At 70.6% G+C, this 23,275-nt stretch carries 11 protein-coding genes and 1 pseudogene (1 of these 12 only partly in view); 5 read left to right on the top strand and 7 right to left on the bottom strand.

Annotation, left to right across the window (positions count from 1 at the left end):
* Nucleotides 1–49 precede the first annotated feature (49 nt).
* Entirely contained in the window at nt 50–1,351 is a 1,302-nt protein-coding gene (locus JYJ93_RS24275) for a serine protease (RefSeq protein WP_206795088.1), read from the top strand.
* A gap of 33 nt (nt 1,352–1,384) precedes the next feature.
* On the opposite strand, the gene JYJ93_RS24270 is transcribed toward JYJ93_RS24275, so the two are convergent.
* Together JYJ93_RS24270 and JYJ93_RS24265 are read right to left on the bottom strand one after the other, a co-directional pair.
* Nucleotides 1,385–2,098: a CapA family protein gene (locus JYJ93_RS24270; protein ID WP_242543915.1), complete on the bottom strand. Its 714-nt coding sequence runs from the start codon at nt 2,096–2,098 to the stop codon at nt 1,385–1,387.
* A gap of 58 nt (nt 2,099–2,156) precedes the next feature.
* Nucleotides 2,157–2,333, bottom strand: coding sequence for a zinc ribbon domain-containing protein (locus JYJ93_RS24265; protein ID WP_206795086.1), 177 nt, complete (start codon nt 2,331–2,333; stop codon nt 2,157–2,159).
* A gap of 236 nt (nt 2,334–2,569) precedes the next feature.
* Between JYJ93_RS24265 and JYJ93_RS24260 the strand changes: the two genes are divergently transcribed.
* Nucleotides 2,570–3,670 carry a hypothetical protein gene (locus JYJ93_RS24260; protein ID WP_206795085.1) on the top strand — a complete coding sequence of 367 codons (1,101 nt, stop codon included), beginning with the start codon at nt 2,570–2,572 and terminating at the stop codon, nt 3,668–3,670.
* A gap of 25 nt (nt 3,671–3,695) precedes the next feature.
* Here JYJ93_RS24260 and JYJ93_RS24255 read toward each other — a convergent pair whose 3' ends face one another.
* Entirely contained in the window at nt 3,696–4,493 is a 798-nt protein-coding gene (locus JYJ93_RS24255; RefSeq protein WP_206795083.1) for a sulfotransferase domain-containing protein, read from the bottom strand.
* Between the two features lie 156 nt (nt 4,494–4,649).
* On the opposite strand from JYJ93_RS24255, the gene JYJ93_RS24250 reads away from it, so the two are divergent.
* Nucleotides 4,650–5,381, top strand: a complete 732-nt coding sequence (locus JYJ93_RS24250) for an aspartyl/asparaginyl beta-hydroxylase domain-containing protein (RefSeq protein ID WP_206795081.1) — start codon at nt 4,650–4,652, stop codon at nt 5,379–5,381.
* 19 nt (nt 5,382–5,400) lie between these two features.
* Here JYJ93_RS24250 and JYJ93_RS24245 read toward each other — a convergent pair whose 3' ends face one another.
* The gene (locus JYJ93_RS24245; RefSeq protein ID WP_206795079.1) at nt 5,401–6,177 is read right to left on the bottom strand and encodes an amino acid racemase; all 777 of its coding nucleotides are present in this window, start codon (nt 6,175–6,177) and stop codon (nt 5,401–5,403) included.
* 90 nt (nt 6,178–6,267) lie between these two features.
* Between JYJ93_RS24245 and JYJ93_RS24240 the strand changes: the two genes are divergently transcribed.
* Nucleotides 6,268–7,590, top strand: a complete 1,323-nt coding sequence (locus JYJ93_RS24240; RefSeq protein WP_206795077.1) for a glycosyltransferase — start codon at nt 6,268–6,270, stop codon at nt 7,588–7,590.
* A gap of 132 nt (nt 7,591–7,722) precedes the next feature.
* The gene (locus JYJ93_RS40240) at nt 7,723–8,157 is read left to right on the top strand and encodes an arsenate reductase ArsC (protein WP_242544641.1); all 435 of its coding nucleotides are present in this window, start codon (nt 7,723–7,725) and stop codon (nt 8,155–8,157) included.
* A gap of 132 nt (nt 8,158–8,289) precedes the next feature.
* Here the strand turns inward: JYJ93_RS40240 and JYJ93_RS40235 are convergent.
* From JYJ93_RS40235 to JYJ93_RS24225, 3 genes and pseudogenes are all read right to left on the bottom strand, one after another.
* Nucleotides 8,290–9,096 (bottom strand): annotated as a pseudogene (locus JYJ93_RS40235) (TRC40/GET3/ArsA family transport-energizing ATPase); the annotation flags it as partial.
* A gap of 110 nt (nt 9,097–9,206) precedes the next feature.
* Complete coding sequence (locus JYJ93_RS24230) at nt 9,207–21,491, bottom strand: non-ribosomal peptide synthetase/type I polyketide synthase (RefSeq protein WP_206795073.1); 12,285 nt, start codon at nt 21,489–21,491, stop codon at nt 9,207–9,209.
* Nucleotides 21,484–23,275, bottom strand: partial view of a non-ribosomal peptide synthase/polyketide synthase gene (locus JYJ93_RS24225; protein WP_206795071.1) — the final stretch only. It continues 16,208 nt past the right edge of the window; 1,792 of the gene's 18,000 nt are visible here — the last part of the coding sequence; its start codon lies beyond the right edge, outside the window; it ends in the stop codon at nt 21,484–21,486. Before JYJ93_RS24225 ends, JYJ93_RS24230 begins: the two co-directional genes overlap by 8 nt.

Below are 23,275 nucleotides of genomic sequence, written 5' to 3'. Positions count from 1 at the left end.
CTGCTCGCCTCCTGGCGGGCGGTCCTTACCCTCAAGGAGTGTTCAGCACATGCGAATCCCCCGGACTTCCGGCCGTAGGACGCTGCTTGGAACGCTGCTGTGTACCCTTTCCCTCGTGGCCTGTGGACCGGCCCCCGAGACCGAGCCCACCGACAGCGCTCCCGTGGGCACGGAGCAGCAGCCCGTCGTCTACGGGACCGACAACCGCACGGACGTGTACGCGCACGCGAACGCCACGCTGCGCGCTCGCGCTCAGCAGTCCACCGTCGCGCTGATGAACCCGTCGGACTTCAACGCGACCAACCCCAACAACGTCACCTTCAACGCGTCCACGCTGCGCTCCGCGTACAACCTCTGCACCTCCGAGCGCTTCCTGGACGACCTGACCCCGGCCTTCTGCTCCGGCACGCTCATCGACGATGACCTGGTGCTCACGGCGGGCCACTGCATCACCAGCGCGTCGGCCTGCTCCAGCACGCGCTTCGTCTTCAACTTCTACCGCACCGCCGCCGGCACCCTGCAGACGGTGACGACCGCGGACATCTTCTCCTGCCAGGCGATTGTCGCGCGCCAGCAGGCCACGGTGGGCGGTCGCAACCTGGACTTCGCCGTCGTCCGGCTGGACCGGCCGGCCACCCCGCGCTTCACGCCCGCCCCCATTCGCGCGGGCAACGCCGCGCTGCCCGTGGGCACCAACGTGACGGTCATCGGATCGGGCAGCGGCATTCCCTTCAAGATCGACTCGGGTGGCTCGGTGCGTGACGCGCGCGCGGGCACGCTGGACTACTTCGTGGGCACCACGGACACGTTCGGCGGCAACTCGGGCTCGGGCGTGTATGAGAACAATGGCTACACCGTGGCCGGCATCCTGGTGCGCGGTGAGACTGACTACAAAGCCAACGGGAGCTGCAACGTCGTCAACACCTGCACGGAGACGGGCTGCCGCGGCGAGGACATCACGTACGTCCGGCCGGCCATCGACGAGTACTGCGGCGTGGCGACCAGCACGCGCCTGTGCGCTGGCTACCCGCCGCCCCCGACGCCGGTGACGTTCACCTTCAACGCCACCAACACCAACAGCGCCAACCAGAACACTGTCAACCAGAACGTCACGCTGGCCGCCGGACAGACCCTGAAGTTCGGCACCTGCACGGTGCCGGGCGCCTCCGGCTCGGGTGACACGTACCTGCGCCTGTACAACGGGACCACCCAGGTGGCCTCGAACGACGACGCCTGCGGCACGCTGTCCTACGCGAGCTTCAAGGCCACGACGGCGGGCACCTATCAGATCCGCGCCGGCTGCTACTCCAGCGGGAGCTGCAGCGGCACGGTGGCGTACACCATCCAGTAGTCCCTGATGAATCGAAGCGGGCGGTGGCGTTCGTCACCGCCCGCGCCGGGCTCCTTCCTCACTCCCATTGCAGGAGGAGGACCCCGTTCCCATCCAGCTCCACCCGCGTCCGCGGTGCCAGCCGGCGTCCCTCGCGGTCCAGGACTCCGCACAACCAGGCAGCAGGTCCACGCCCGGTCTGTCCTTCCTCGCCGCCCAGGATGGCGGAATGCCGCTGCTGACATCTCCACCCGAAAACACCACGACCCTCCGCCCGGCACCGGCGGCCAGGAGCGCGGGCTTCTGGGCTTCCTCCAGGTCTTCCCCCAGTCCCGCGGTGGCGATTCCCTGACGGCGGAGGGTGGCCAGGGTCTGCGTCAGCCCCGGGTAACCCCAGTCCAGCACGTGGTTGTTCGCCAGCGCGCAGCAGTCGATTCGGGCCGCCTTGAGACAGGCGGCGTTCTCCGGGTGCATGCGGTAGTGGATGCCCTTGTCGGGCCACCACTGATCGCTCGTGGTGATGCTTGTCTCCAGGTTGATGAGCCGGACGTCGGGCGCGGCCTGATCCAGCGCGGCGAGCGCGTCTCCCCAGATTTCTCCGAAGCCGACCGGCTTGCGGATGGGGCCGTTGCGCTCTTCCGCCAGCGCGACGTAGGCCCGGGCATCCTTCAGGTAGGACTCATGGATGCCGGGTGGAGCAGGGTGGGGCAGTGCCTGATCAATGCCCCTGCCGGTCATCACGTCGCCGCAGAGGAAGAGGGTAACCAACCCCTTGTCTTGCTGGCTGGGAGTCATCATCGACGAAGGACCGGAGGCCCCGAGTCCTTCAGTAGGTGAGCGACTTCTTTGTCGTCACGGCATGGGCGGAGGAGATGCGCTTCTCCACCTCCTTCGCGTCGTGGCCGCGCGGGCACTTCGGTGCTCGCTCGTCGTGCTCCTGCATGGACATGAACGCGGTGAAGGGCTCCTGACACTTGCGGCAGAAGAACTCGTAGATGGGCATGGCGTGCTCCCCTTGAAGAAAGGATGCGATCCGCCACCAGCAGGTGGCAGGCATCGAGGCGCCATCCCGCCGTCGGCGCGCCAAGTCAGGCCTACCTCCTGAAACATTCGAATCAACATGGAATCGGAAACTCCGAAGCGTCGAGTGCCGATAATTCCCCGGGAATGGCGGGAGGAACGCCACCATTCCGTCATTTAGGATTCGTGCCCCACGCATCTTCACCCGGAGACAGGCCCTTGATCAGCTCCCTCATCCGCCAGGTCGTCAGCACGGTCCAGACCGCGCTCGCCAAGCCTCCGGTGGCCCCCCAGCCTCCGCCCACGCCCGCTCCCACCGCCGCGCCGTACTTCCAGGACGGTCTGGACGCGGCGAAGGCCAGCCCGGTGAACCTCAGCGGCTACGGGAACACGCCTTCGGCCGCGGCTGCCGCGAGCGTGGACTCGCCGCTGACGAAGGCGAGCAGCGGGGAGAAGGTCGGCCCGGAGTTCATCCACCTGGACGCCGGATGGACTCCCCAGGGACAGGGCTACGACGCCAAGCGCGGTGAAGTGCTCACGACCTATTACAACGACGACCACCGGGTGCTCCTGTCCGTGCAGGACAAGGACTCCGGGAAGGAGACGCATCAGGCCGTGCTCGGTGGACCGCCGCCCGCGGGTCCTCCCAGCCATGGTGGCGGCGTCTCCACGGATGGTGACCACGTCTATGTCTCCGACACGGATCACATCTACGTCTACACGCGCGAGGAGATCGAAGCCGCGCAGAACGAGTGCCGCGAGGCCATGCCCTCGCAGGTCATGGATGTCCCCAAGCCTGAAGACCTGAAGGATCCGGCCACGGGCATCGGCCTGGTCTCCGCTGGCAGTTACATGACCGTGAAGGATGGCTACGCGTACATCGGTGGCTACAGCAAGGACGGCGACGGCAAGGCGGGCGCCGTCTGGCGCTACGAGATCGACGAGAAGACCGGCGAACTCATCGAGGACTCTCGTGAGGGGCCCATCCGTGCCCCGGACCGCGCGCAGGGGATGACCGTCACCGACGACGGCATCATCTTCACCACGGGCGACAAGAAGCTCATCTACCAGCCGTTCACGTCCACCGAGGACACGTTCTCCGCGGACATCGACAAGCGCGTGGACATTGGCAACGGGCTCATCGACCCCTATGCCCAGGGCGTGAACATCATCGATGGTGAGATCTGGGTCACCTACGAGAGCGGCTCGCACAAGTACCGCGACAACGTCGATGAGCCCCGTGAGCACATCCAGCGCATCCCGCTGGAGGATCTGGACCTCGCGGCGGGTTGCCTCACTCCGGAGCAACTGGAGGACTGAGCGGTAACGCGGGCGGCGGGAGGCTTCAGACCTCGCCGCCCTGGATGCCAAGCTCGCGGTACAGCGGCGCCAACGCCTGCTCCAGCAGGGCCTGGTGCTCCAGGTCGAGCGCGCCGTGGCCGCTGCCTACCTTCCCCTCGCGGATGAAGCTGCCACTTCCCGGCCTGCCTCGGAGCGGGTCGAAGCGGTGGGTGTTTCGCTTCATGTAGTCGAAGCTCGTCTTCTCCAGGATGCCCGGCAGCCACGCCTCTTCCAGGCGCAGGCCCAGGAACGCGGCGATGCGCCGGCACTCCTGCTCCCGGTTCGCGACCAGGCCCGCGTAGCGCACGTGCAGGACGTTCGGGTCCTTGCGGTGCGGCCACCAGGACCGCAGATGCGACGACCAGCCGTTGTGCCGCAGCGCCCCCTGGAGGTACTGCCCGAAGTCCTGGCTCCCGCCCTGACGGAGGACCTGCTGGTGGTAGTAGGAGAGCAAGCTGTCCGAGGCCGCCCGCGTGACGTAGATGATCCGGCTGCTGGCCGGTGGCCTCAACAGCGCGTGATTTTGATGCGTCTTGATGACCCGGGGCGACGGCAGCGCGGCCAGCAGTGCACGGCTCTCTGGTTTCGTCCCCAGCGTGTCCAGGAAGGGCGAGACGTCCTGGATGTGTTCGAACTCTCCGTGTCCCTTGTGTAGCAATTGAAAGACAATCTGTTGCATCCACGTCGTCCCGGCCTTCGCCGCGGTCGCGATGTAGATGTCCCCGGGCAGGGGCCTGAGCAGGACGTACCGCGCCCGGAACCAGGCATAGGCCCCCCGCAGGCCCGCCCACTGGTACCTCAACCGGAGCCTCCACCCTGGCCCTGTCTGGGAAACGCGCGGCTTGGCGATGGTCACGCCATCCAAGCTAGATAGAACCGTTTAACTAGCCTTGTGGGATTTTATTGATTTGTCTCCCATCCACCAGTCAGGATGGCGGCCCTCTGGAGACGCAAAGCCATGCCGATGGATCCCCGAGCCGCGAGTTTGATGGCGCTGAAGAACTGGGCGCAGCAGCGTGAAATCGAGCCCGCGAAGATCGCGCGCCTGGTGGAGGGGTTGTCCTCTTCGGAGGTCCGCGGCGCGCCGCTCCAGAACCCGGTGATGATGTGCCCGGGGCTGGAGGCGAAGCCGTGGCATGACCCCCAGCGCCATGCCTTCGTCGCAGCGCTGGAGCAGGCCTTTCCGGCCATCCGCGCGGAGCTGCTGGAGCAGTACGGCAGCCTGAGCACCCACCCCGAGTCCCGCATGCTCGCGGTCCGCGGCAAGTGGGACACGTTCTACTTCTTCAACACGGGCCACCGTTTCGTGGAGAACCAGGCCTCGTGCCCCAACACCACCCGGGCGCTCGCGCACGTGCCGGGCATCGAGGTGGCGGGCATGGCCTACTTCTCCGTCATGGCCCCGGGGACGCAGGTGAAGCCCCACTGCGGCTTCACCAACACCCGCATCCGGTGTCACCTGGGGCTCGTCGTTCCCCCGGCCTGCGAGATGCGCGTCGGCAGCGAGACGCGCGGCTGGGAAGAGGGCCGTTGCATCGTGTTCGACGACTCCTTCGAGCACGAAGTCCGCAACGACTCCGACCGCTTCCGGGCCGTCCTCCTCGTCGACACCTGGCATCCGGACCTGTCCGAGGTCGAGCGTCAGGCGCTCACGTTCCTCATGTCGTCCTGGAAGGCCTTCCTCAACTGAGCAGGGCCCGGCGCCGCGCTCAGGCCGGTTGACGCCGGCCCGGCATGCGGTTCGCCACGAGGAAGAGCGGGTCGATGCTCCGCACCCGCTCGTCCGGAGGCAGCGTGCGCAGCTGCCTCGTGACGAGGTGCAGCTCCGTGCAGCCCGCGATGAAGCCGTCCACGTCGTGGGTGCGGACCAGCCGCTCGCACAGCGCGGTCGCCTCGGTGGCGTCCCCGTGCTTCTTGAGCCGGTAGATGACCTCGTGCAGCTCCGCCTGCTCCTCGGGCGTGGTCCAGTGCAGGTGCGGCTCCGCCACGCGCCAACGCTCGTTGCGCTCGAAGACGCGCGCGGTGCGAGTGCCCTGGCTGGAGAGGATGAGCCAGCGCTTGCCGGACGCAATCACCTCGTCGAGCACCATGTCCACGAGCGAGACGGTGAGCTCACGCAGCGCCGGTGAGACGTATCCCAGGAAGTGGTGCATCGTGACACATGCGATCACGATGCGCTGTGCGCCGAGCGAACGCAGGCGGCTCATGACGCCTTCGAGCCACCGCACGACCGCCGTCTCCTCGCCTCGCAGGATGGCCTGCGTGCGATCCGGCACGTTCGGATAGGACAGGAGGATGCACGCCGGCCCCTCCTGCTCCAGCTCGAAGGGGTTCTCCTCGTAGATCGTCTTCAGGAACTCCGCGGAGGCCAGGGGCCCGAGGCCTCCGACGATGCCCAGCAGTTCCCTCGGAGCCGGGACCCCTTCGACGTCCCATGCCGGAGTGCGGACGGGCTGAACTGGCGCGATGTCCAAGGAGTGGCTCACGGGAGATCCAAGCTGGCGTGTTTTACAATATTTCCAAGATAAAAGCACCTGATAAACAGGATTGCCCGTTCTCACGCCCGAAAGTGCCCCATGGCCACCATCGTCATCGCGCCCCTGCCCGTGCCGGGTCACGTCAATCCCAGCCTGCGAATCGCGCGGTCGCTGCAGCGGCGGGGGCACCGGGTGCACTACCTGGGCATCCTGGAGCTGGAGGAGGAGGTGCGCGCGGAGGGCTTCGAGTTCACGCCCCTGTTCGCGGACGTCTTCCCCAAGGGGAAGCTGAGCGAGCTGCGCGCGACCGCGGCGCGGCTGAAGGGCCCTCGGCTCTTGTGGTTCCTGCGCACACAGGCCGCGCGCTTCAATCAGGCGCTGAAGCGGATGGTGGACGGGGAGGTGGATGACGCCCTGCGGGGGCTGCGTCCGGACCTGCTCATCTGCGACGAGAAGCTCCGGCACCTCTCCGTCATCGGGCATGGCCTGGGCATCCCGGTGCTCCAGATGAATGTGACGATTCCCCCGGAGCTCATTCCGCGTGAGGCCGGGGCGCAGCGCGGACCGGGCCGCGGCGGCGCGATGCCGGGCGAGTGGCTCCTGACGGCGCTCGGGTTCTTTCCCCGCCTGAAGCCCTCGCTGCTGGCGCTCGCGCGCAAGCATCGCTATCCGCTGAAAGACGTCCGGGGCATGCCCGGCCTGGACCGCGCGCTCTCTCCGGAGCTGCTGCTGTGCCCTCGCGAGTTCGCGGAGGTCCGCGTGCAAAGCGCTCCGGGCGAATACTGCTACATCGAGCCGTGCATCGACCGGGACCGCCGCGAGCCCGACTTCCCCTGGGAGCAGGTGAGCGAAGAGCGTCCGCTGGTCTTCTTCGCGCTCGGGACGCTCGCGGCGACGTCCGCGCACAACCTGCGCATCCTCCGGGAGGCCTTCCTGGCGGCCTCGCGGCGTCCGGACCTCCAGTTCGTCATCGCGGTGGGCTCATCGATGGAGCCGTCGATGTTCGACGTGCCTCCCGGGGTCATCGCCGTGAAGGTCGCGCCCCAGCTGGGGTTGCTGCGCAAGGCGGCGGTCATGGTGAACCACGCCGGCACGAACAGCGTGAAGGAGTGCATCGCGTTCGGCGTGCCCATGGTCTCCATCCCGCTCCAGTTCGATCAGCCGGACATCGGGCGGCTGGTCGAACTGCACGGGGTGGGGCGGACGATCGCGCCTCGCGACTTCACCGCGGAGCGGCTGCTCACCGCGCTCGATGCCGTCCTCCGGGATCCGGCCTGCAAGCAGGCGTGTGAGCAGCTGCGGACGCACTTCGTTCGGTCCGAGCAGACGCACGAGGCCGCGGGCCCCATCGAGGCGTTCATCGACGGGCGAGCGCGTAGCGGGCCGGTTGCCTCGCCTCCGCCCCAGGCAACCGGGAGCTGACACCTCCCCCCGTGACGCCGCGCTCGTCTACCTGTCGCTGTGGCTCAGGCGGCGGCTCTTCCCTGAGGCCCGTGACGCCGTGCTGCCCCGCCGCTTCGAGAACACCTCGCCTCCTCCATCGGAGTCCTCGCGATGAACACGGTCATCTTCGCCTGTGTCCACAATGCCGGCCGCTCGCAGATGGCGGCGGCCTTCTTCAACGCCCTGGTGGATCCGGCCAGGGCGCGTGCCGTTTCCGCCGGGACCCAGCCCGGTGAGCGCGTTCATCCCGAGGTGCAGGCCGCCATGGCCGAGGTGGGCGTCGACCTGTCGGGCGCCCGGCCCCAGCGCCTCACGGACGAACTGGCGCAGGGCGCTCAGTGGCTCATCACCATGGGGTGCGGCGACGCCTGCCCGTACGTGCCGGGGTTGAAGCGGGAGGACTGGCCGCTGGAAGACCCCAAGGGCAAGCCGGTGGAGCGCGTGCGCGAGATTCGCGATGACGTGCGAGCCCGCGTCATGGCGTTCCTGGAGCACGAGGGCTGGACTCGCCGGGCGGGCAGGGAGGATGGAGTCCGGAGCGTTTGAGTCACGCTCCCCTCGGGCTGGGTGGGTTGCCAGTGCGTGGAGCCGCTCCAGCCCGGTAGGTTCCTGGGCCATCCACGGCACGAGCGCGACACGTCGGGCATGGTCGCGCACGACTCGAGCCACCTGCTCGGCCGGCAGCGACCGGAGCGCTGGCGGCATGCGTGCCAGCGCGGCTTGTTCCCGCTCCCTGATGGCCAGGGCGACCGGATCCGACGGGGCCATGGGCCGGAAGACGCCGTTGATGACCAGTCGTTGGTGGACCAGTCCCAAGGCGCGCAGCTCGCCAGCGGTCCGCTCCGCCTCCTGAAGCGCCGCGCGCTCCGGCCGCGTGACAAGCACGACGGTCGTGAGTTGGGGATCGGCGAGGGCGGCGAGGGCCGCGGAGAAGCGCTCCCTGCGCATCGTGAGCCCTGAGTGGGGCCCGAGGCAGGAGGCGCCGCGGGTGTTGCTGTCGAGGAAGTCGGTCCAGGCCCGGGGCAGGCTGAGCAGACGCAGGGTGTGGCCCGTGGGTGCCGTGTCGAACACCACGTGATCGAACTGCTGGCGCCACGTCGCTTCCAGCAGCCCGGCGAATTCGTCGAACGCGGCGATCTCCGTGGTGCAGGCGCCGGACAGCTCCTCCCGGATCTTCTTCACCTCCGTCTCGGGCGCGTGCCCGAGGAAGGGCGCGAGGACCCGCTCCCGGTAGGCGTCAGCGGCGGCTTCGGGATCGATGTCGAGCGCCATCAGGCCCGGGACTCCGGGAACAGCCCTGGGCTGGCGCGACAACTCGACGCCCAGCATCTCGTCGAGATTGGAGTCAGGGTCCGTGCTGACGAGCAGCACGCGCCTGCCCGCATCCGCCAAGCGGATGGCCGTCGCGCAGGCGAGCGAGGTCTTGCCCACTCCGCCCTTACCCGTGAAGAACAGATAAGGGGTTCCGGAAGCTGTCAGTTGCATGCGGAACGATGGCGCATCCCACCAGGATGGGGGAAGTGCGGCAGCGTCCCATGGAGAGCAGGGGGGCTCGGCTGTCCATGCTCTCCATGAAGCTCCGCCTGCCGCACCCCTTACGGCGTGTCGTCACCGGGCAGGGCGAGCACGGGGGCCGGTCCTCGCCGGGGGAGCTCGCTCAGGCGCCGCGTGGGCGTCTGGGTGATGGCGTCGAGCAGTGTCTGGAAGTCCTCCGCCATCGCCGCGATGCGCTCCCGGTCGAACAGGTGGGCCCGGTATTCGAACGTACCTCCCAGGCCCGCCGCGTCCTCGACGACGTTGAGCTTCAGGTCCGTCAGCGACTGCTCGCGCTGGAGCGGCAGCACGGAGACCGTCAGGTCCGCCACGGGGGCGGGGCGGTGCGGCTCCATGGCGGTGAAGGAGAAGCCGACCTGCCAGGGCGGAGGCATCCTCGCCGCCAGTTCGGCGTGGGGAAGCCCCTGGTGATGGAACGCCTCCAGGTACGTGCTCCGGACCCGTCGCAGGACGTCCACGAAGCCGGGGTCTCCCGTCAGGTCCGTGCGGACCACCAGGTAGCCCGCGAACATGCCCGGCAGTTTCTCCAGCTCCGGACGCGGGCGGTTCGCGTGCGAGAAGCCGACGCAGACGTCCTCCTGATCCGCGTCCCTCGCGAGGAGCACCTGGAAGACGGCGAGCAACAACATGAACGGCGTGACGCCTTCCTTGCGGCAGAGCGCGCGCAAGGCCCTGGCCTGTTCGGGCGTGAGCTGGAAGGGATGGGCGGCGCTCCCGCGAGCTTCGTCACCCGTGCGTGCCGGACGGTAGGGGAGCGCCAGCGCGGGGAGCGGTCCCGCGAGCTTGCGGCTCCAGTACGCGCGCAGGGACTCCAGGGCTCCGTCGTGGAGCCAGGCGTGCTCCCAGCGGGTGAAGTCCCGGTACTGCAACGCGGGCTCGGGGAGCCGTGAGGGCAGGCCCTGACGGCGCGTGGCGTAGAGCTCCGCCAGCTCCCCGAGCAGCAGGGCCGTGGACACGTAGTCCGTGATGGCGTGGTGCTGGTTGATGAAGAGCAGGTGCTGCTCCGCCTCCAGGCGGTAGAGCCGGGCCCGGAACACGGGGCCCCGCTCCACGTCGAACGGCAGGCGCAGCTCCTCGTCGATCCTCCGCGACGCCTCGGACTCGCGCGCGGGCGCTGGCAGCTCGCCCAGGTCGGTGACCTGGAGCCGCGCGTCTCCGTGCGGAGCGATGCGCTGCATGGGGATGCCGTCAATGCGGGGGAAGGACGTCCGGAGGATTTCATGGCGCCGGATGAGCGCATCGAGCGCTTCGCCCAGGGCGCCAGCGTCGAGCGGGCCTTCCAGCCGGAACACCGTCGGAGTGGAGTGCGCGAGGTCCTCGGGGCCCTTCGCGGGATCCGACCAGTACACCTGCTGCCGCGTCGACAGGGGCAGCAGCTCGCACGCGGCCGTGGGCGTGATGGGCGGGAGGCTCGGCCCTGCCGTGCCTCGGAGTGAATCGATGTGCGCGGCGAGGGTCGCGATGGTCGGCTTCGCGAAGAAGTCCGTCAGCGACAGCTCCAGGCCGAAGATGCCGCTCATGCGCGTGGCAGCCTGGGTGGCCATGAGGGAGTGGCCTCCCAGTTCGAAGAAGTCGTCGTCCACGCCCAGGGGCGCGCCCTGGAGGACGTCGCTCCACACTCCAGCGATGAGTTCCTCGGTCGGCGTGCGGGGCGGAGTGCGCTGACGCGTCCTGCGCTCTCCGCTGACCGCTTCAGGCTCCGGGAGCGCCTTGACGTCCAGCTTGCCGTGGGGCGTGAGCGGCAGTGCCGCGAGGGGGACCCACGCGGACGGCACCATGTAGTCCGGGAGCCGGCCCTTCATGAACGCACGCAGGGAATCGATGGCGGCCGTGCCATCGTCCTGCGTGACGAAGTAGGCCACGAGCCGCTTGCCTCCCGACGGATCGGGACGGGCGACGACGCAGGCCTCGTTCACGCCGGGGGCCTGGGCGAGCACGGCTTCAATCTCCCTCGGCTCGACGCGGAAGCCACGGACCTTCACCTGATCATCCGCGCGCCCCACGAACTCCAGCTCTCCGGACGCGAGCACGCGCACGAGGTCTCCCGTGCGGTACAGCCGGGCTCCGGGCGTGGTCGAGAAGGGGGAGGGAACGAAGCGCTCGGCCGTGAGGTCCGGACGCTCCAGATAGCCGCGCGCCAGACCCGCGCCCGCGACGTACAGCTCGCCCGTGCTGCCCCGGGGGACGGGGTGGAGGCGGGCGCCGAGCACGTACACCCGCACGTTCGGCAGCGGACGGCCGATGCTCGGCCGCTCGATGTTCACGTCAGGGCTGATGCTCGCGCACACCGTCACCTCGGTGGGCCCGTAGGCGTTGAGCAGGCGCCGTCCCGGCTTCCACCGCGCGGCGATCTCCGGCGTGCACGCATCGCCCGCGGAGATGACCACCCGCAGCGCTTCCAGTCCGGCCGGGTCCAGTTGCGCCAGCACCGGCGGCGTGAGCGTCACGGTGGTGATGCCCTCGCGCTGGATCAGATTGCGCAGCGGTGCCCCCGGCATCAGCGCGTCGCGCGGGGCCAGGTGGATGCAGCCGCCGCCCACGAGCGTGGCGAAGACCTCGGAGACGGAGGCGTCGAAGCCGAGCGCCGCGGCCTGGAGCACCCGGCTGCCGGACGTGATGTCGAACGCGGCCGCCTGGGCCAGGGCCGTGTTGCACAGGCCCTGGTGGGTGAGCAGGACGCCCTTGGGTTTCCCCGTCGAGCCCGAGGTGAAGATGACGTAGGCCAGCGCCCCGGGGGCCACGGCGACGTCCGACGGCGTGTTCGGATGGCGCGCGATGCCCGCCCACTCCGTGTCCAGACACACCGGCAGCTCGGAGCGCAGGGGGAGCTCATCCAGCACCGCGGCCTGCGTGAGCAGGACGGAGACCGCCGACTCCTGGAGCAGCAGGGAGAGCCGTTCGGTGGGGTAGCCGGGATCGAGCGGGACGAAGCCGCCGCCTGCCTTCAGCACTCCGAGCAGCGCCACCACCAGCTCCAGCGCCCGCTCCATGCAGACGCCGACGCGCACCTCGGGGCCCACGCCCAGGCCTCGCAGATGGCGCGCGAGCTGGTTTGCGCGCCGGTCGAGCTCCGCGTACGTCAACGCCTGTCCCTGGAGGGACACCGCCAGCGCATGCGGCGTGCGGCGCGCCTGCGCTTCGATGAGCGCGTGCACGCGCAGGTCCGCGGGCAGCTCCGCGTCCGTGGCGTTCCATTCGACGAGCAGTTGGTGGCGCTCCGCGTCCGCGAGCACGGGCAGGGTGGCCAGCCGCGTCTCCGGTGCCGCGACCGCTGCTTCCAGCACGCGCTGGTAGGCCTCCGCCATGCGGGCGATGGTCGCCGCGTCGAAGAGGTCCGTGCTGTATTCCCACACGCCGACGAGGCTGCCCTGGAACTCCTCCAGCACCAGGGTGAGGTCAAACTTGGAGGAGGCGTTCTCGAACGCCACGCCCCCCAGCGTCAGGCCCGGCAGCTTCAGCTCCGTGAGCGGCTGGTTCTGGAGCGCCAGCTTCACCTGGAACAGCGGCGTGTGGCCCAGGCTGCGCTCCGGGTTCAGCGCGCGGACGAGTTCCTCGAATGGCAGGTCCTGGTGCGCGTACGCCTCCAGCGAGGCTTCGCGCACGCGGCGGATGAGCTCGCGGAAGGCCGGGTCTCCGCCCAGGCGTCCGCGAATCACCAACTGGTTCACGAAGAAGCCGATGAGGCCTTCCATGTCCGCGTGGTTGCGGCCGGCCACATCGGTGCCCACGGTGAGGTCCTCCTGGCCCGTGTAGCGCGCGAGCAGGGCCTGGAAGCCGGCCATGAGCGTCATGAACAGCGTGGCGCCCTCCGCGCGGCTGAGGCCCTTCAGCGCTTCGACGAGCGCGGGCGGCAGCGTGGCGCGGTGGTGGGCGCCTCGCAGGCTCTGCGTCAGCGGGCGCGGGCGGTCCGTGGGCAGCGCCAGCACCGGCGGCACGTCCGCGAGCTGCCGCCGCCAGTAGTCGAGCTGGGCCTCCAGCACTTCACCCTTCAGCCAGCCGCGCTGCCAGCTGGCGAAGTCCGCGTACTGGAGCACCGGCGGCGGCAGGGGCGAGGGCTGATCCGCGACGAAGGCGACGTAGAGCGCCATGAGGTCCCGGACGAGGATGCCCCGCGACCAGCCGTCGGAGATGATGTGGTGCATCACGAAGACGAGCACGTGCTCCCGCGCGGACAGCCGCAGCAGGGACACGCGCAAGAGCGGTGCCCGGGCCAGATCGAACGAGCCGCCCGCTTCATCGCTGACGTAGCGAAGGACCACCGCGTCCTGCTCCGGCCGGGGGACGTCCGACAGGTCCACGCGTCCCAGCGGGACCTCCAGCTCCGCGGTGATGCGCTGCACGGGTTCGCCGTCCACGAGATCGAAGCTCGTGCGCAGGCTCTCGTGGCGGCGGACGATCTCCGCGATGCTGCGCTCGAGCACGTCCGCGTCCAGCTCGCCCTCCACCCGGATGGCGCCGGAGATGTTGTAGGCCGCGTTGCCGGGCCGCATCCGGTCCACCACCCACAGGCGCTTCTGCGCGAAGGACAGCGGCAGCGCCTGTCCACGCGGGACGGGGACGATGGCCGGCCGGTCCACGCCCGTGCCCTGGCGCTGGAGGCGCTCGTCGATGCGCTCGGCCAGGGCCTCCACGGTCGGGTGCGCGAACAGCTCGCGCAGGGGCAATTCCACGCCCAGGGCCGCGCGGATGCGCGACACGGCCTGGGTCGCGAGCAGTGAGTGGCCGCCCAGGTCGAAGAAGCTGTCCTGGATGCTCACGCGCTCCACCGACAGGAGCCGCGCGAAGAGTCCGGCGAGGATCTCTTGCGTCGGTGTCCTCGGCGCCACGACAGGTTGATCGCCGCCGGCACCTCCGCGCCGCCGGGCCTCAGTCGCCGCGGGCATGAGCGCCGCGCGGTCCACCTTGCCGTTGGGCGTGCGGGGCAGGGCGTCCACGCTGATGAAGGCGGACGGGAGCATGGGCTCCGGCAGACGGGCCGCGAGGAACGCGGTCAGGTCGTTGTCGCCGGGCGCCCCCACGTCGCTGGGGACGACGCAGGCCACGAGCCTCGCGCCGCCGTCCGGTTCGGAGATCGCGAGCACCACGGCCGCGCGCACGCCGGGGTGGCGCGTCAGCGTGGATTCAATCTCTCCCAGCTCCACGCGGTTGCCGCGCACCTTCACCTGGTCGTCACGCCGGCCGACGAACTCCAGCATGCCGTCCGCGCGCCAGCGGCCGTAGTCGCCCGTGGCGTAGAGCCTCGCGCCCATCCGGTCTGGGCCCGGGTGGGGGACGAAGCGCTCCGCGGTGAGGTCCGGCCTCCCGAGGAACCCGTGCGTCACGCCCTTGCCGCCGATGTGGATGTGGCCGACGACGCCCGTGGGCACGCGCTCGCCCGACGCGTCGAGCAGCAACACCTCCGCGTTGTCGATGGGCCGCCCGGCGGGCACCACGCTCGTGACGTCCTGGGGCGTCGCCCGGTGGAACGTGCTCGTCAGCGTGCACTCGGTGGGGCCGTACTGGTTGACGATTCCCACGTCCGGGCCAAAGACAGCGCGGGCCCGCTCGACGTCCGTGGCGAGGAGCCGCTCACCACTGCAGAGGATGACCCGCACCGTGCGCAGGTCGCGAGGGCGCGTGTCCGCCGCCGCCAGCAAGAGGCGCAGCAGGCTGGGCACCACGCTGGGCAGCAGCGTCACCCGGTGGTGCTCGATGGTGGCGAGGAGTTCCTCAGGGTCGCGCCCACGCTCGCCCTCGGCGAACACGACGGGGACGCCCATCAACACCGGCGCCAGCATGTCGCGCAGTGAGGCGTCGAACGAGGCCGACGCCAGTTGCAGGGCGACATCCCCCGGGCCCGGTCTGTACGTGCGCTCCAGATAGCCCACGTAGTTCAGGATGCCGGCGTGGTGGCAGATGATGCCCTTGGGTCTGCCGGTGGAGCCGGACGTGTAGACCAGGTGCGAGATGTCATCGCCCTGGACCGGGACCGGCTGGAAGCCTTCGATGGACGCGCTGGCGATGCTCTCGATGCGCACCGCGTGCCGCCGCCATGCTTCCGGAAGCTGCTCGCACCGAGGCCCGTCCGTGACGACAACGCGGGGGCTCGCATCGTCGAGCATGTACGCGATGCGCTCCGCCGGATAGCCCGGGTCGAGCGGCACGTAGGCGCCGCCCGCTTCGAACACTCCCAGCAGGGTGGAGAGCAGTTCGGGCGAGCGGGGGAGGAAGACGGCGACCGGCGTCCCCCGGCGGACTCCGAGCCGCGCCAGCTCGGCGGCCATGCGGCGGGCTTCGCGCGCGAGGTCCGCGTAGCTCACGGTGCGTGCGCCCATGAGGGCGGCGAGCGATGCCGGTGCGCGCTGCACGTGGCCGTGGAAGCGCTCGAGGATGGATTGGGGCGTGGGCGGCTCGCGCACGCCCGACTCCAGACGCTGGAGCTCGCGGCGCTCGTCCGTGGACAGCAGGGGCACTCCGTCCACGCGCTGATCGGGCTTCGCGACCACGGCCTCCAGGAACACGCGCAGGTGCTCCAGCAGGCGGCGCGCGGTGGCGGCGTCGAACAGCGCCGTCGCGTAGCGCAGCGTGCCTCGCAGGACGTCGGGGGTCTCCATGAAGGAGAGGCTCAAGTCGAAGCGGGCCGCCTCCTCCGCTCCCGCGAGCGAGCGCAGCGTCAGGCCTCCGGGCAGGGCCAGCTCGGGCACCGGCGCGTTCTGCAGGATGAGCAGCACCTGGAACAGCGGCGACCGGCTGCGGTCCCGCGGCGGCGCCAGCGCCTCCACCAGCTTGTCGAAGGGGATGTCCTGGTGCGCGTACGCGGCCAGCGTCACCTCGCGCACGCGTCCCACCAGTTCTCGGAACGTCGGGTTGCCCGACAGGCGCGTGCGCAGCGCGAGCGTGTTGATGAAGAAGCCGACGGTGCCCTCGAGCTCCTTGCGGTTGCGTCCCGCGATGGGCGTTCCCACCACGACGTCGTCCTGGCCCGAGTGCCGGGCAAGGACCGCCTGGAAGCCCGCGAGCAGCACCATGAACAGCGTGGCGCCTTCACGGCGGCTCAGCTCCTTCAGGCCGTCCGTGAGCTCCCGGGGCAGGTCCAGCGGCTGGCTCGTGCCGTCATAGGACGGGGTCGCCGGACGGGGACGGTCCGTGGGCAGCTCCAGCGCCGGAGGGGCTCCGGCCAACTGGCCGCGCCAGTGCGTCAGCTCCGCCTCCAGCACCTCACCCTGGAGCCGCTCGCGCTGCCAGCGAGCGAAGTCCGCGTAGCTCCGGGTCAGCTCGGGCAGCCGGGGCCGCCGGCCTTCCGCGAAGGACGCGTAGAACTCCGCCAGCTCTCCGATGACGAGGCCCAGCGACCAGGCGTCGAACACGCTGTGATGCACGGTCAGGGTGACGACGTGCTGTCGCGCGCCCAGCTTGATGAGCCCGGCGCGGATGAGCGGCCCCCGCTCCAGGTCGAAGGGGCGGTGCCCCTCCGCCTCGGCGACGCGGCGGGCTTCCTGCGCCCGCGCGGACTCCGGCAGGTCGCGCAAGTCGGTGATGGGCACCTCCAGGTCCAGCCGGGGCGCGATGACCTGGAAGACCTGATCGCCGTCCTCCACGAACGTGGTCCGGAGGGATTCGTGGCGGGCCACCAGCGCCTGGAGGCTGCGCACCAGGGCGCTCACGTCCAGGTCCCCGTCGCATTGGAGCGCGGTGTGGATGGAGTAGACCGAGGTGCCCGGCTCCAGGCGCTCCCAGAACCAGAGGCGCTGCTGGGCGAAGGACAGCGGGGCCTTCGTGGGACCGGTGGCCGCGATGGGGGCTTCGGCCGCAGCGGCCGGATGGGTGGGCTCCGCCGTGCCGCGGCTCGCGGTGATGGCCTGGGCGAGCCCCGCCACCGTGGGCGTTTCGAACAGCGTCCGGATGGGCAGCTCGACCCGGTACGTCTCTCGCAAGCGGGACAGCAACTGCGTGCCCAGGAGCGAGTGACCGCCGAGTTCGAAGAAGCTGTCGTGGATCCCCACCGGCGTCACGCCGAGGAGGTCCTGCCACACGTCCGCCAGTTCCTTCTCCAGCGTGTCGCGCGGCGCCACGTAGCCGGTGGGCAGCTCAGGCCGCGCGTGCGAGGCCGCGCCCGTCAGCTCCCGCTTCGCCGCCGCTGGTTGGATCCACGTGGCCCTGCGCGCGGCGAGGTCTCCCGTCGACACGACCCAGCGGCGGACGTCTCCCGCCAGCACGCGGCGGAACGCTGCGACTCCCTCCGCGAGCGTGAGCGCCATCCGTTCAGGCTCGAGTGCGTCCTCCTCGCTCCAGCCGTCCCAGTCCACGCTGAACCACGGCGTGTCTTCATTGCGTGCCTGGCGCGCGGCGAAGGCGTCCAGGAAAAGGTTGGCCGCCGAATAGGCCGCGAACCCGATGCCGCCCAGCACCGCCGCCAGGGATGACTGCAACAGCACGAAGTCCAGCGGCCGGCCTCGCAGCGCCTGCTCCAGGAGCCGCGTGCCCCGCACCTTCGCCGTGAACTGCTCCGCGTGCCGCTCCTCGTTGGCTTCGAGCGTGGGCACATGGGCGCTGGCGCCCAGGCTGCCCGCCGAGTGGATGACGCCATGGAGCGCGCCGAAGCGGGTCTCGGTTCGCGCGAGCACCCGCGCCAGGTCCTTCTCGTCGCTGACGTCCGCGCGGAGCACCAGGAGTTCGGCGCCCCGGCGTTCCAGTTCGCGCAGGCGGCGGATGCGCTGGGACGTGGTGTCTTCCGCGGCGTGGGCTTCGAGCCACGCGTCCCATTCCTCGCGCGCGGGGAACGCGGACCTGCCCACGAGCACCAGCCGGGCCTGGAACGCTGTGGCGAGCTCCTCGGCCAGCGCCATGCCAATGCGTCCGAGTCCGCCCGTGAGGAGGTACACGCCCCGCTCGCGCAGCAGGCCCGTGCCGGGGTCCGGCGGGCGCGCGCGCTCGTAGGTCTCCGTCCAGCGGCGGCCCTTGCGGTACGCGATGACTGGCTCGGTGGCTTCCGCCCGCAGCTCCTGGGTCAGATGCTTCGCGAGCCGTGCGGTCCCCAGTTCCGTGGGGTCGAGGTCGATGGTGCGCACGCGCAGCGCCGGGAAGTGCTCCTGCGGCAGGACGCGGCACGCGCCCACCAGGAGCGCGCTCTCAGGCCGCAGGGACTCAGCGCCCGTGACGTCCTGGGCTCCCGCGGTGATGACGCTCAACTCGACTGCGTCCGCCGTCCCTCTCGCGTGCAGCGCCTGCGTCAGGTGGAGCAGGTCGTGGAACCCGCGCACCGCTTCGTCCAGGGCCGTGCCCTCAGCGCGCACGTTCCCCAGGTGGAGGATTCGTTCAGGCTTCCAGCCTTCGGCGTCCATCTCCGCGAGCAGCCGCGCATAGGCCTCCGGCTGTCCAGACGGCAGGGTGAAGCGCCGGGGGCCCTGGCGGCTGAAGGCGTCCGCCGTCGCGACCCGGACGACGTCCTCGCTCGCGGCCTCCAGTTGATCCGCGAGCGCCGGTCCCAGGCTGTCGTCGAGGAACACCAGCCAGCGCGCGGAGGACGTGCGTGGAACGGGCGGGGCCGTCTGCTTCCAGCCCGGGACATAGAACCAGTCGGCCAGCGTGCCTTCCTTGCGCGCGAGCCCCGGGGATGCCGCGCGTGCGAGCGCCGGTGCGCTGGCGGGACGCGCGTCGATCCAGTAGCGCTCCCGTTGGAAGGGGTAGGTGGCAAGGGGGAGCCGGCGGCGGTGGTCCGCGGGCTGGAGCCCGTTCAACTCCAACGTGGCCCCGGCGATCCACAGCCGGCCCACGGTCTCCAGGAAGCGCTCCCGGTCGGAGACCGTTTCACGCGGGTGGCGCAGGGTGGACAGGAGCGTGAGCGGTGGCTGCCCCTGGGGCCGCGACGCCTGCCGCACCAGCGCGCCGAGCGTGGTGCCCGGGCCGACCTCCAGGAACACGTTCGACGGATCCTCGAGCAGCCGCTGCACTCCGTCCGAGAAGCGCACGCCCTGGCGCAGGTGCTCCACCCAGTAGCCCGGATCCGTGGCCTCCTTCTCGGTGATCCACGTGCCGGTCAGGTTCGAGACGAACGGCCTGCTCGGCCGTGACAGCTTCACGCCGCGCACCTTCGCTGCGAACGCGTCGAGGATGGGATCCATCATCGCCGAGTGGAAGGCGTGCGACGTGTGCAGCCGGCGGAAGGCGACCTTGCGCCGGGTGAGCACCGCCTCCAGCGCCTCCACCATCTCCGTGGGCCCCGAGGCCACGCAGAGCGAGGGCGCGTTGACCGCGGCGATGAAGAGCGCCGGGCCCAGCAGGGGCCGCAGCTCGGCCTCCGGTAGCGCGACGGACACCATCGCGCCCTCGGGGAGCGACTGCATCAACTGACCGCGCGCCGTCACCAGCGCGAGCGCGTCCTCCAGCGACAGCACCCCCGCGAGGCACGCGGCGACGTACTCGCCCACGCTGTGACCGAGCATTCCCTGGGGCGTCACGCCCAGCGAACCCCACAGCTTCGCCAGCGCGTATTCGATGACGAAGAGCGCGGGCTGGGTGACCTCGGTCCGGGTGAGCCGGGCCTCCGCCGCCGCGATGTCCGCTCCCTGGGGCGGGAACAGCACCTCGCGCAGGTCGAAGCCGAGCAGGGGCTTCAGGCGGTTGCAGCAGTCATCCACGTGCTTGCGGAAGACGGGCTCCGAGGCGTGCAGCTCCCGGCCCATGCCCACGTACTGGCTGCCCTGTCCGGGGAAGAGGAACACGACAGGACGCGTGGAGGCCTCCTGGACCTCCGTCCTCAGGCGCTGCGCGGTCTCCGGGCCCTGCGCGCCCAGCACGGTGAGCGCGTCGTTCGTGTCGCGGCAGAGCAGCACGCGGCGGTGCTCGAACCGCTGGCGTCCCACCTGGAGGGTGTGGGCTACCTGGGACAGCTCCGCTTCCGGGTGCTGTTCCAGCCAGGCCCGGAGGTTGTTCGTGGCGGCCTCCAGGGCCGGAGCGGTGCGCGCGGACAGGGGCAGCAGTTGCCAGGCGCGGCCGGGTGCCTTCGCCGGCTCCCGGGGAGGCGCCTCTTCGAGGATGACGTGCGCGTTCGTCCCGCCGATGCCGAACGAGCTCACGCCCGCGCGCAGGGGCGCACCATCCGACGACCAGGGGCGCAGCGTCCCGTTGATGAAGAACGGGCTGTTCGCCAGGTCGAGCCGGGGGTTGGGCGTCTCCGAGTGGAGGCTGGGCGGCAGCTCGCGATGCTGGAGGGCGAGCACCGTCTTGATGAGCCCGGCGATGCCGGCGGCGGCGTCCAGGTGCCCGATGTTGGTCTTCACCGAGCCGAGCGCGCACCGCGCCGTGGCACCGGGCTTGAGCCTTGAGCGGAAGGCCTTGGCGAGCGCGGTGACTTCAATGGGATCGCCCAGGGGCGTGGCCGTCCCGTGCGCCTCCACGTAGGTCACCGTCTCCGCGGGCACGTCCGCCAGGCCCAGGGCCTCGGCGATGACGGCGGATTGTCCCTCGACGCTGGGGGCGGTGTAGCCCAGCCGCGCCTCGCCGTCGTTGTTGATGGCGGAGCCCCGGATGACGGCCAGGATGGTGTCGCCGTCCGCCAGTGCGTCCGCCACGCGCTTGAGCACGACGACGCCCGCACCCGAGCCCCGCACGGTGCCAGCGGCTCGCGCGTCGAAGGTGCGGCAGTGCCCGTCCGGCGAGACGACGCCGCCTTCCTGATAGGGGTAGCCGGTGCGCTGGGGCGTGGCGATGGAGACGCCACCCGCCAGGGCCACGTCGGATTCACCCGTCAGCAGGCTCTGACACGCGAGGTGGACCGCGACCAGCGAGGACGAGCACGCTGTCTGCACCGCGATGCTCGCGCCGCGCAGCCCCAGCTTGTGGGAGACGCGCGGCGGCAGGAAGTCCTTGTCGTTGCTCAGCGTGACCTGGAACGTGCCCATCGCCTGGAGGACGTCCGGGCGGGACAGCAGGTTGCTGTACATGTACGAGGACGGCCCCGCGCCGCCGAAGACGGAGACGAGCCCGCGGAACGCACGCGTCGCGTAGCCCGCGCGCTCCAGCGCCTCCCAGCAGACCTCCAGGAAGACGCGGTGCTGCGGGTCCAGCACCTCCGCGTCGCGCGGGCTGAAGTCGAAGAAGCCCGCGTCGAAGCGGTCCACGTCGTCCAGCACGAAGCCCGCGCGCACGTAGCCGGGCTGGTGGATGCGTGCCGGGTCCGCGCCGTCGGCGATCATCTGGACGTCGGTGAACTCCGTGCGCGCCTCGACGCCACGGCGCAGGTTGTCCCAGAACTGCTCGAGCGTCGAAGCCTGGGGGAACCGTCCGGCCATGGCGATGATCGCCACGCCTTCTGGACGGGATGCGGAGCGCTCGGGGGTGTCACTCATGGGAATCCTCGGGTTCGCCGTCCAGGTCGGACTCGGTGGGTTCGGCGCGGCCCCTTCGGCGGGCCTGTTGCCGCGAGAGCAGGGCGCGCCGCGTGTCGAAGCGCTCCTCGTCGGCGGCGGTCTCCGTGGCGGGCGGCGCGGCCTCCGTGGCGCGGCGCAGGTGGGCCGCGAGCGCGGCCACGCTCTGGTGCTGGAACAGCTCCACCAGGGGGAGCTGCATGCCCAGCGCGCTCTGGAGCTTGCTGTGGATCTGCACGAGCGACAGCGAGTTGCCGCCCAGGTCGAAGAACCCGTCGTGCAGGCCCACGCGTGGCACGTTGAGCACCTCCTGCCAGATGCCCGCGACGGTCCGCTCGATGTCGTTGCGCGGCGCTTCGTATGGCGTCGCCGTGCCCAGTTGGCCCGCGTCGGGGGCCGGCAGCGCCTTGCGATCCAGCTTGCCGCTCGACGACAGCGGCAGGGACTCCAGCGCCACGAAGGTCGCGGGGACCATGTACTGCGGCAGCCGCCGCGCCAGGTGCTCGCGCAGCTGCGAGGCCTGGAGGTCCTGCCCGCTGCTCACGACGTAGGCGACCAATCGGCGTGCTCCGGCGTCATCGCGCACGGCCGCGGCGGCGTCCTTCACGGCCGGGTGCTCGCGCAGCACGGACTCCACTTCGCCCAGCTCGATGCGCAGGCCGCGCAGCTTCACCTGGGCGTCGGCGCGTCCCAGGTATTCGAGCTCGCCGTTGGCGCGCCAGCGGACCACGTCGCCCGTGCGGTACAGGCGCGCTCCGGGCTCCTGGCCGAACGGATCCGGGATGAACCGCTCCGCCGTCAGCTCCGGACGTCCGCCGTAGCCGCGGGCCATGCCCGGTCCGCCCACGAGCAGCTCACCGGCCACGCCCACGGGGACGGGCCTCAGGCGCGCGTCCAGCACGTATACCCGCACGTTCGGGAACGGCCGGCCGATGGTGGGCGCCTCCGGGTCCACCGCGTCGTTGATGGAGGCGCAGATGGTCACCTCCGTGGGGCCGTAGGCGTTGAGCAGCTTCCGGCCACGGCTCCAGCGGCGGGCCACCTCGGGCGGGCAGGCCTCGCCGGCGGAGATGATCGTGGTGAGGGCGGGCAGGCCCTCGGGCTCCAGTTGCGCCAGCACCGACGGCGTCAGCGTGACCGCCGTGACGGCCTGGTCCTTCAGCACCGCGTGGAGCGGAGGTCCAGGCAGGATGGCCTCGCGAGTCGCCAGGACCAGCGTCGCTCCCGCGAGCAGCGTGGCGAACACCTCACACACGGACGCGTCGAACCCGATGGGGGCGAACTGCAGCACGCGGCTCTCCGGATGGAAGCCATGGGCCTCCACCGCCGCGAGCGCCGTGTTGCGCAGGCCGCGATGCGTGAGCAGCGTGCCCTTGGGCCGGCCCGTCGAACCCGACGTGTAGATGAGGTACGCGAGGGTGTCCGGGTGGATGGCGCAAGCGGGAGCTGTCTCCGGCATCCCCTGCGACAGGGGCGCGCCGGGCTCCAGCACGTGCACCGCCACACCCAGCGCGGTCAGGTCCTTCGCCAGCGGCGGCTGGGTCAGCGCCAGCCGGGCCCCGCTGTCCTCGAGCATGTACGCCAGCCGCTCGCGCGGGAAGCTCGGGTCGAGCGGCACGTATGCACCGCCTGCCTTGAGCACCGCGAGGATGCCCACCACCAGCTCCACCGACCGCTCCAGGCACAGCGCGACGCGGACCTCGGGGCCCACGCCCAGCGTCATCAGCTTGTGCGCGAGCTGGTTCGACCGCCGCTCCAGCTCGCGG

It is taken from the genome of Corallococcus sp. NCSPR001 (assembly GCF_017309135.1).
GTDB lineage: Bacteria > Myxococcota > Myxococcia > Myxococcales > Myxococcaceae > Corallococcus.
The sequence above is the reverse complement of the archived record's forward strand: the minus strand, read 5'-3'. Positions and strand labels throughout refer to the sequence as shown.

What these genes read in the sequence shown, in the direction of transcription:
- JYJ93_RS24275 (WP_206795088.1), top strand. Translation starts at nt 50, where the DNA reads ATGCGAATCCCCCGGACTTCCGGCCGTAGGACGCTGCTTGGAACGCTG.
- JYJ93_RS24265 (WP_206795086.1), bottom strand. Translation starts at nt 2,333, where the DNA reads ATGCCCATCTACGAGTTCTTCTGCCGCAAGTGTCAGGAGCCCTTCACC.
- JYJ93_RS24250 (WP_206795081.1), top strand. Translation starts at nt 4,650, where the DNA reads ATGCCGATGGATCCCCGAGCCGCGAGTTTGATGGCGCTGAAGAACTGG.
- JYJ93_RS24240 (WP_206795077.1), top strand. Translation starts at nt 6,268, where the DNA reads ATGGCCACCATCGTCATCGCGCCCCTGCCCGTGCCGGGTCACGTCAAT.
- JYJ93_RS40240 (WP_242544641.1), top strand. Translation starts at nt 7,723, where the DNA reads ATGAACACGGTCATCTTCGCCTGTGTCCACAATGCCGGCCGCTCGCAG.
- JYJ93_RS24230 (WP_206795073.1), bottom strand. Translation starts at nt 21,491, where the DNA reads ATGAGTGACACCCCCGAGCGCTCCGCATCCCGTCCAGAAGGCGTGGCG.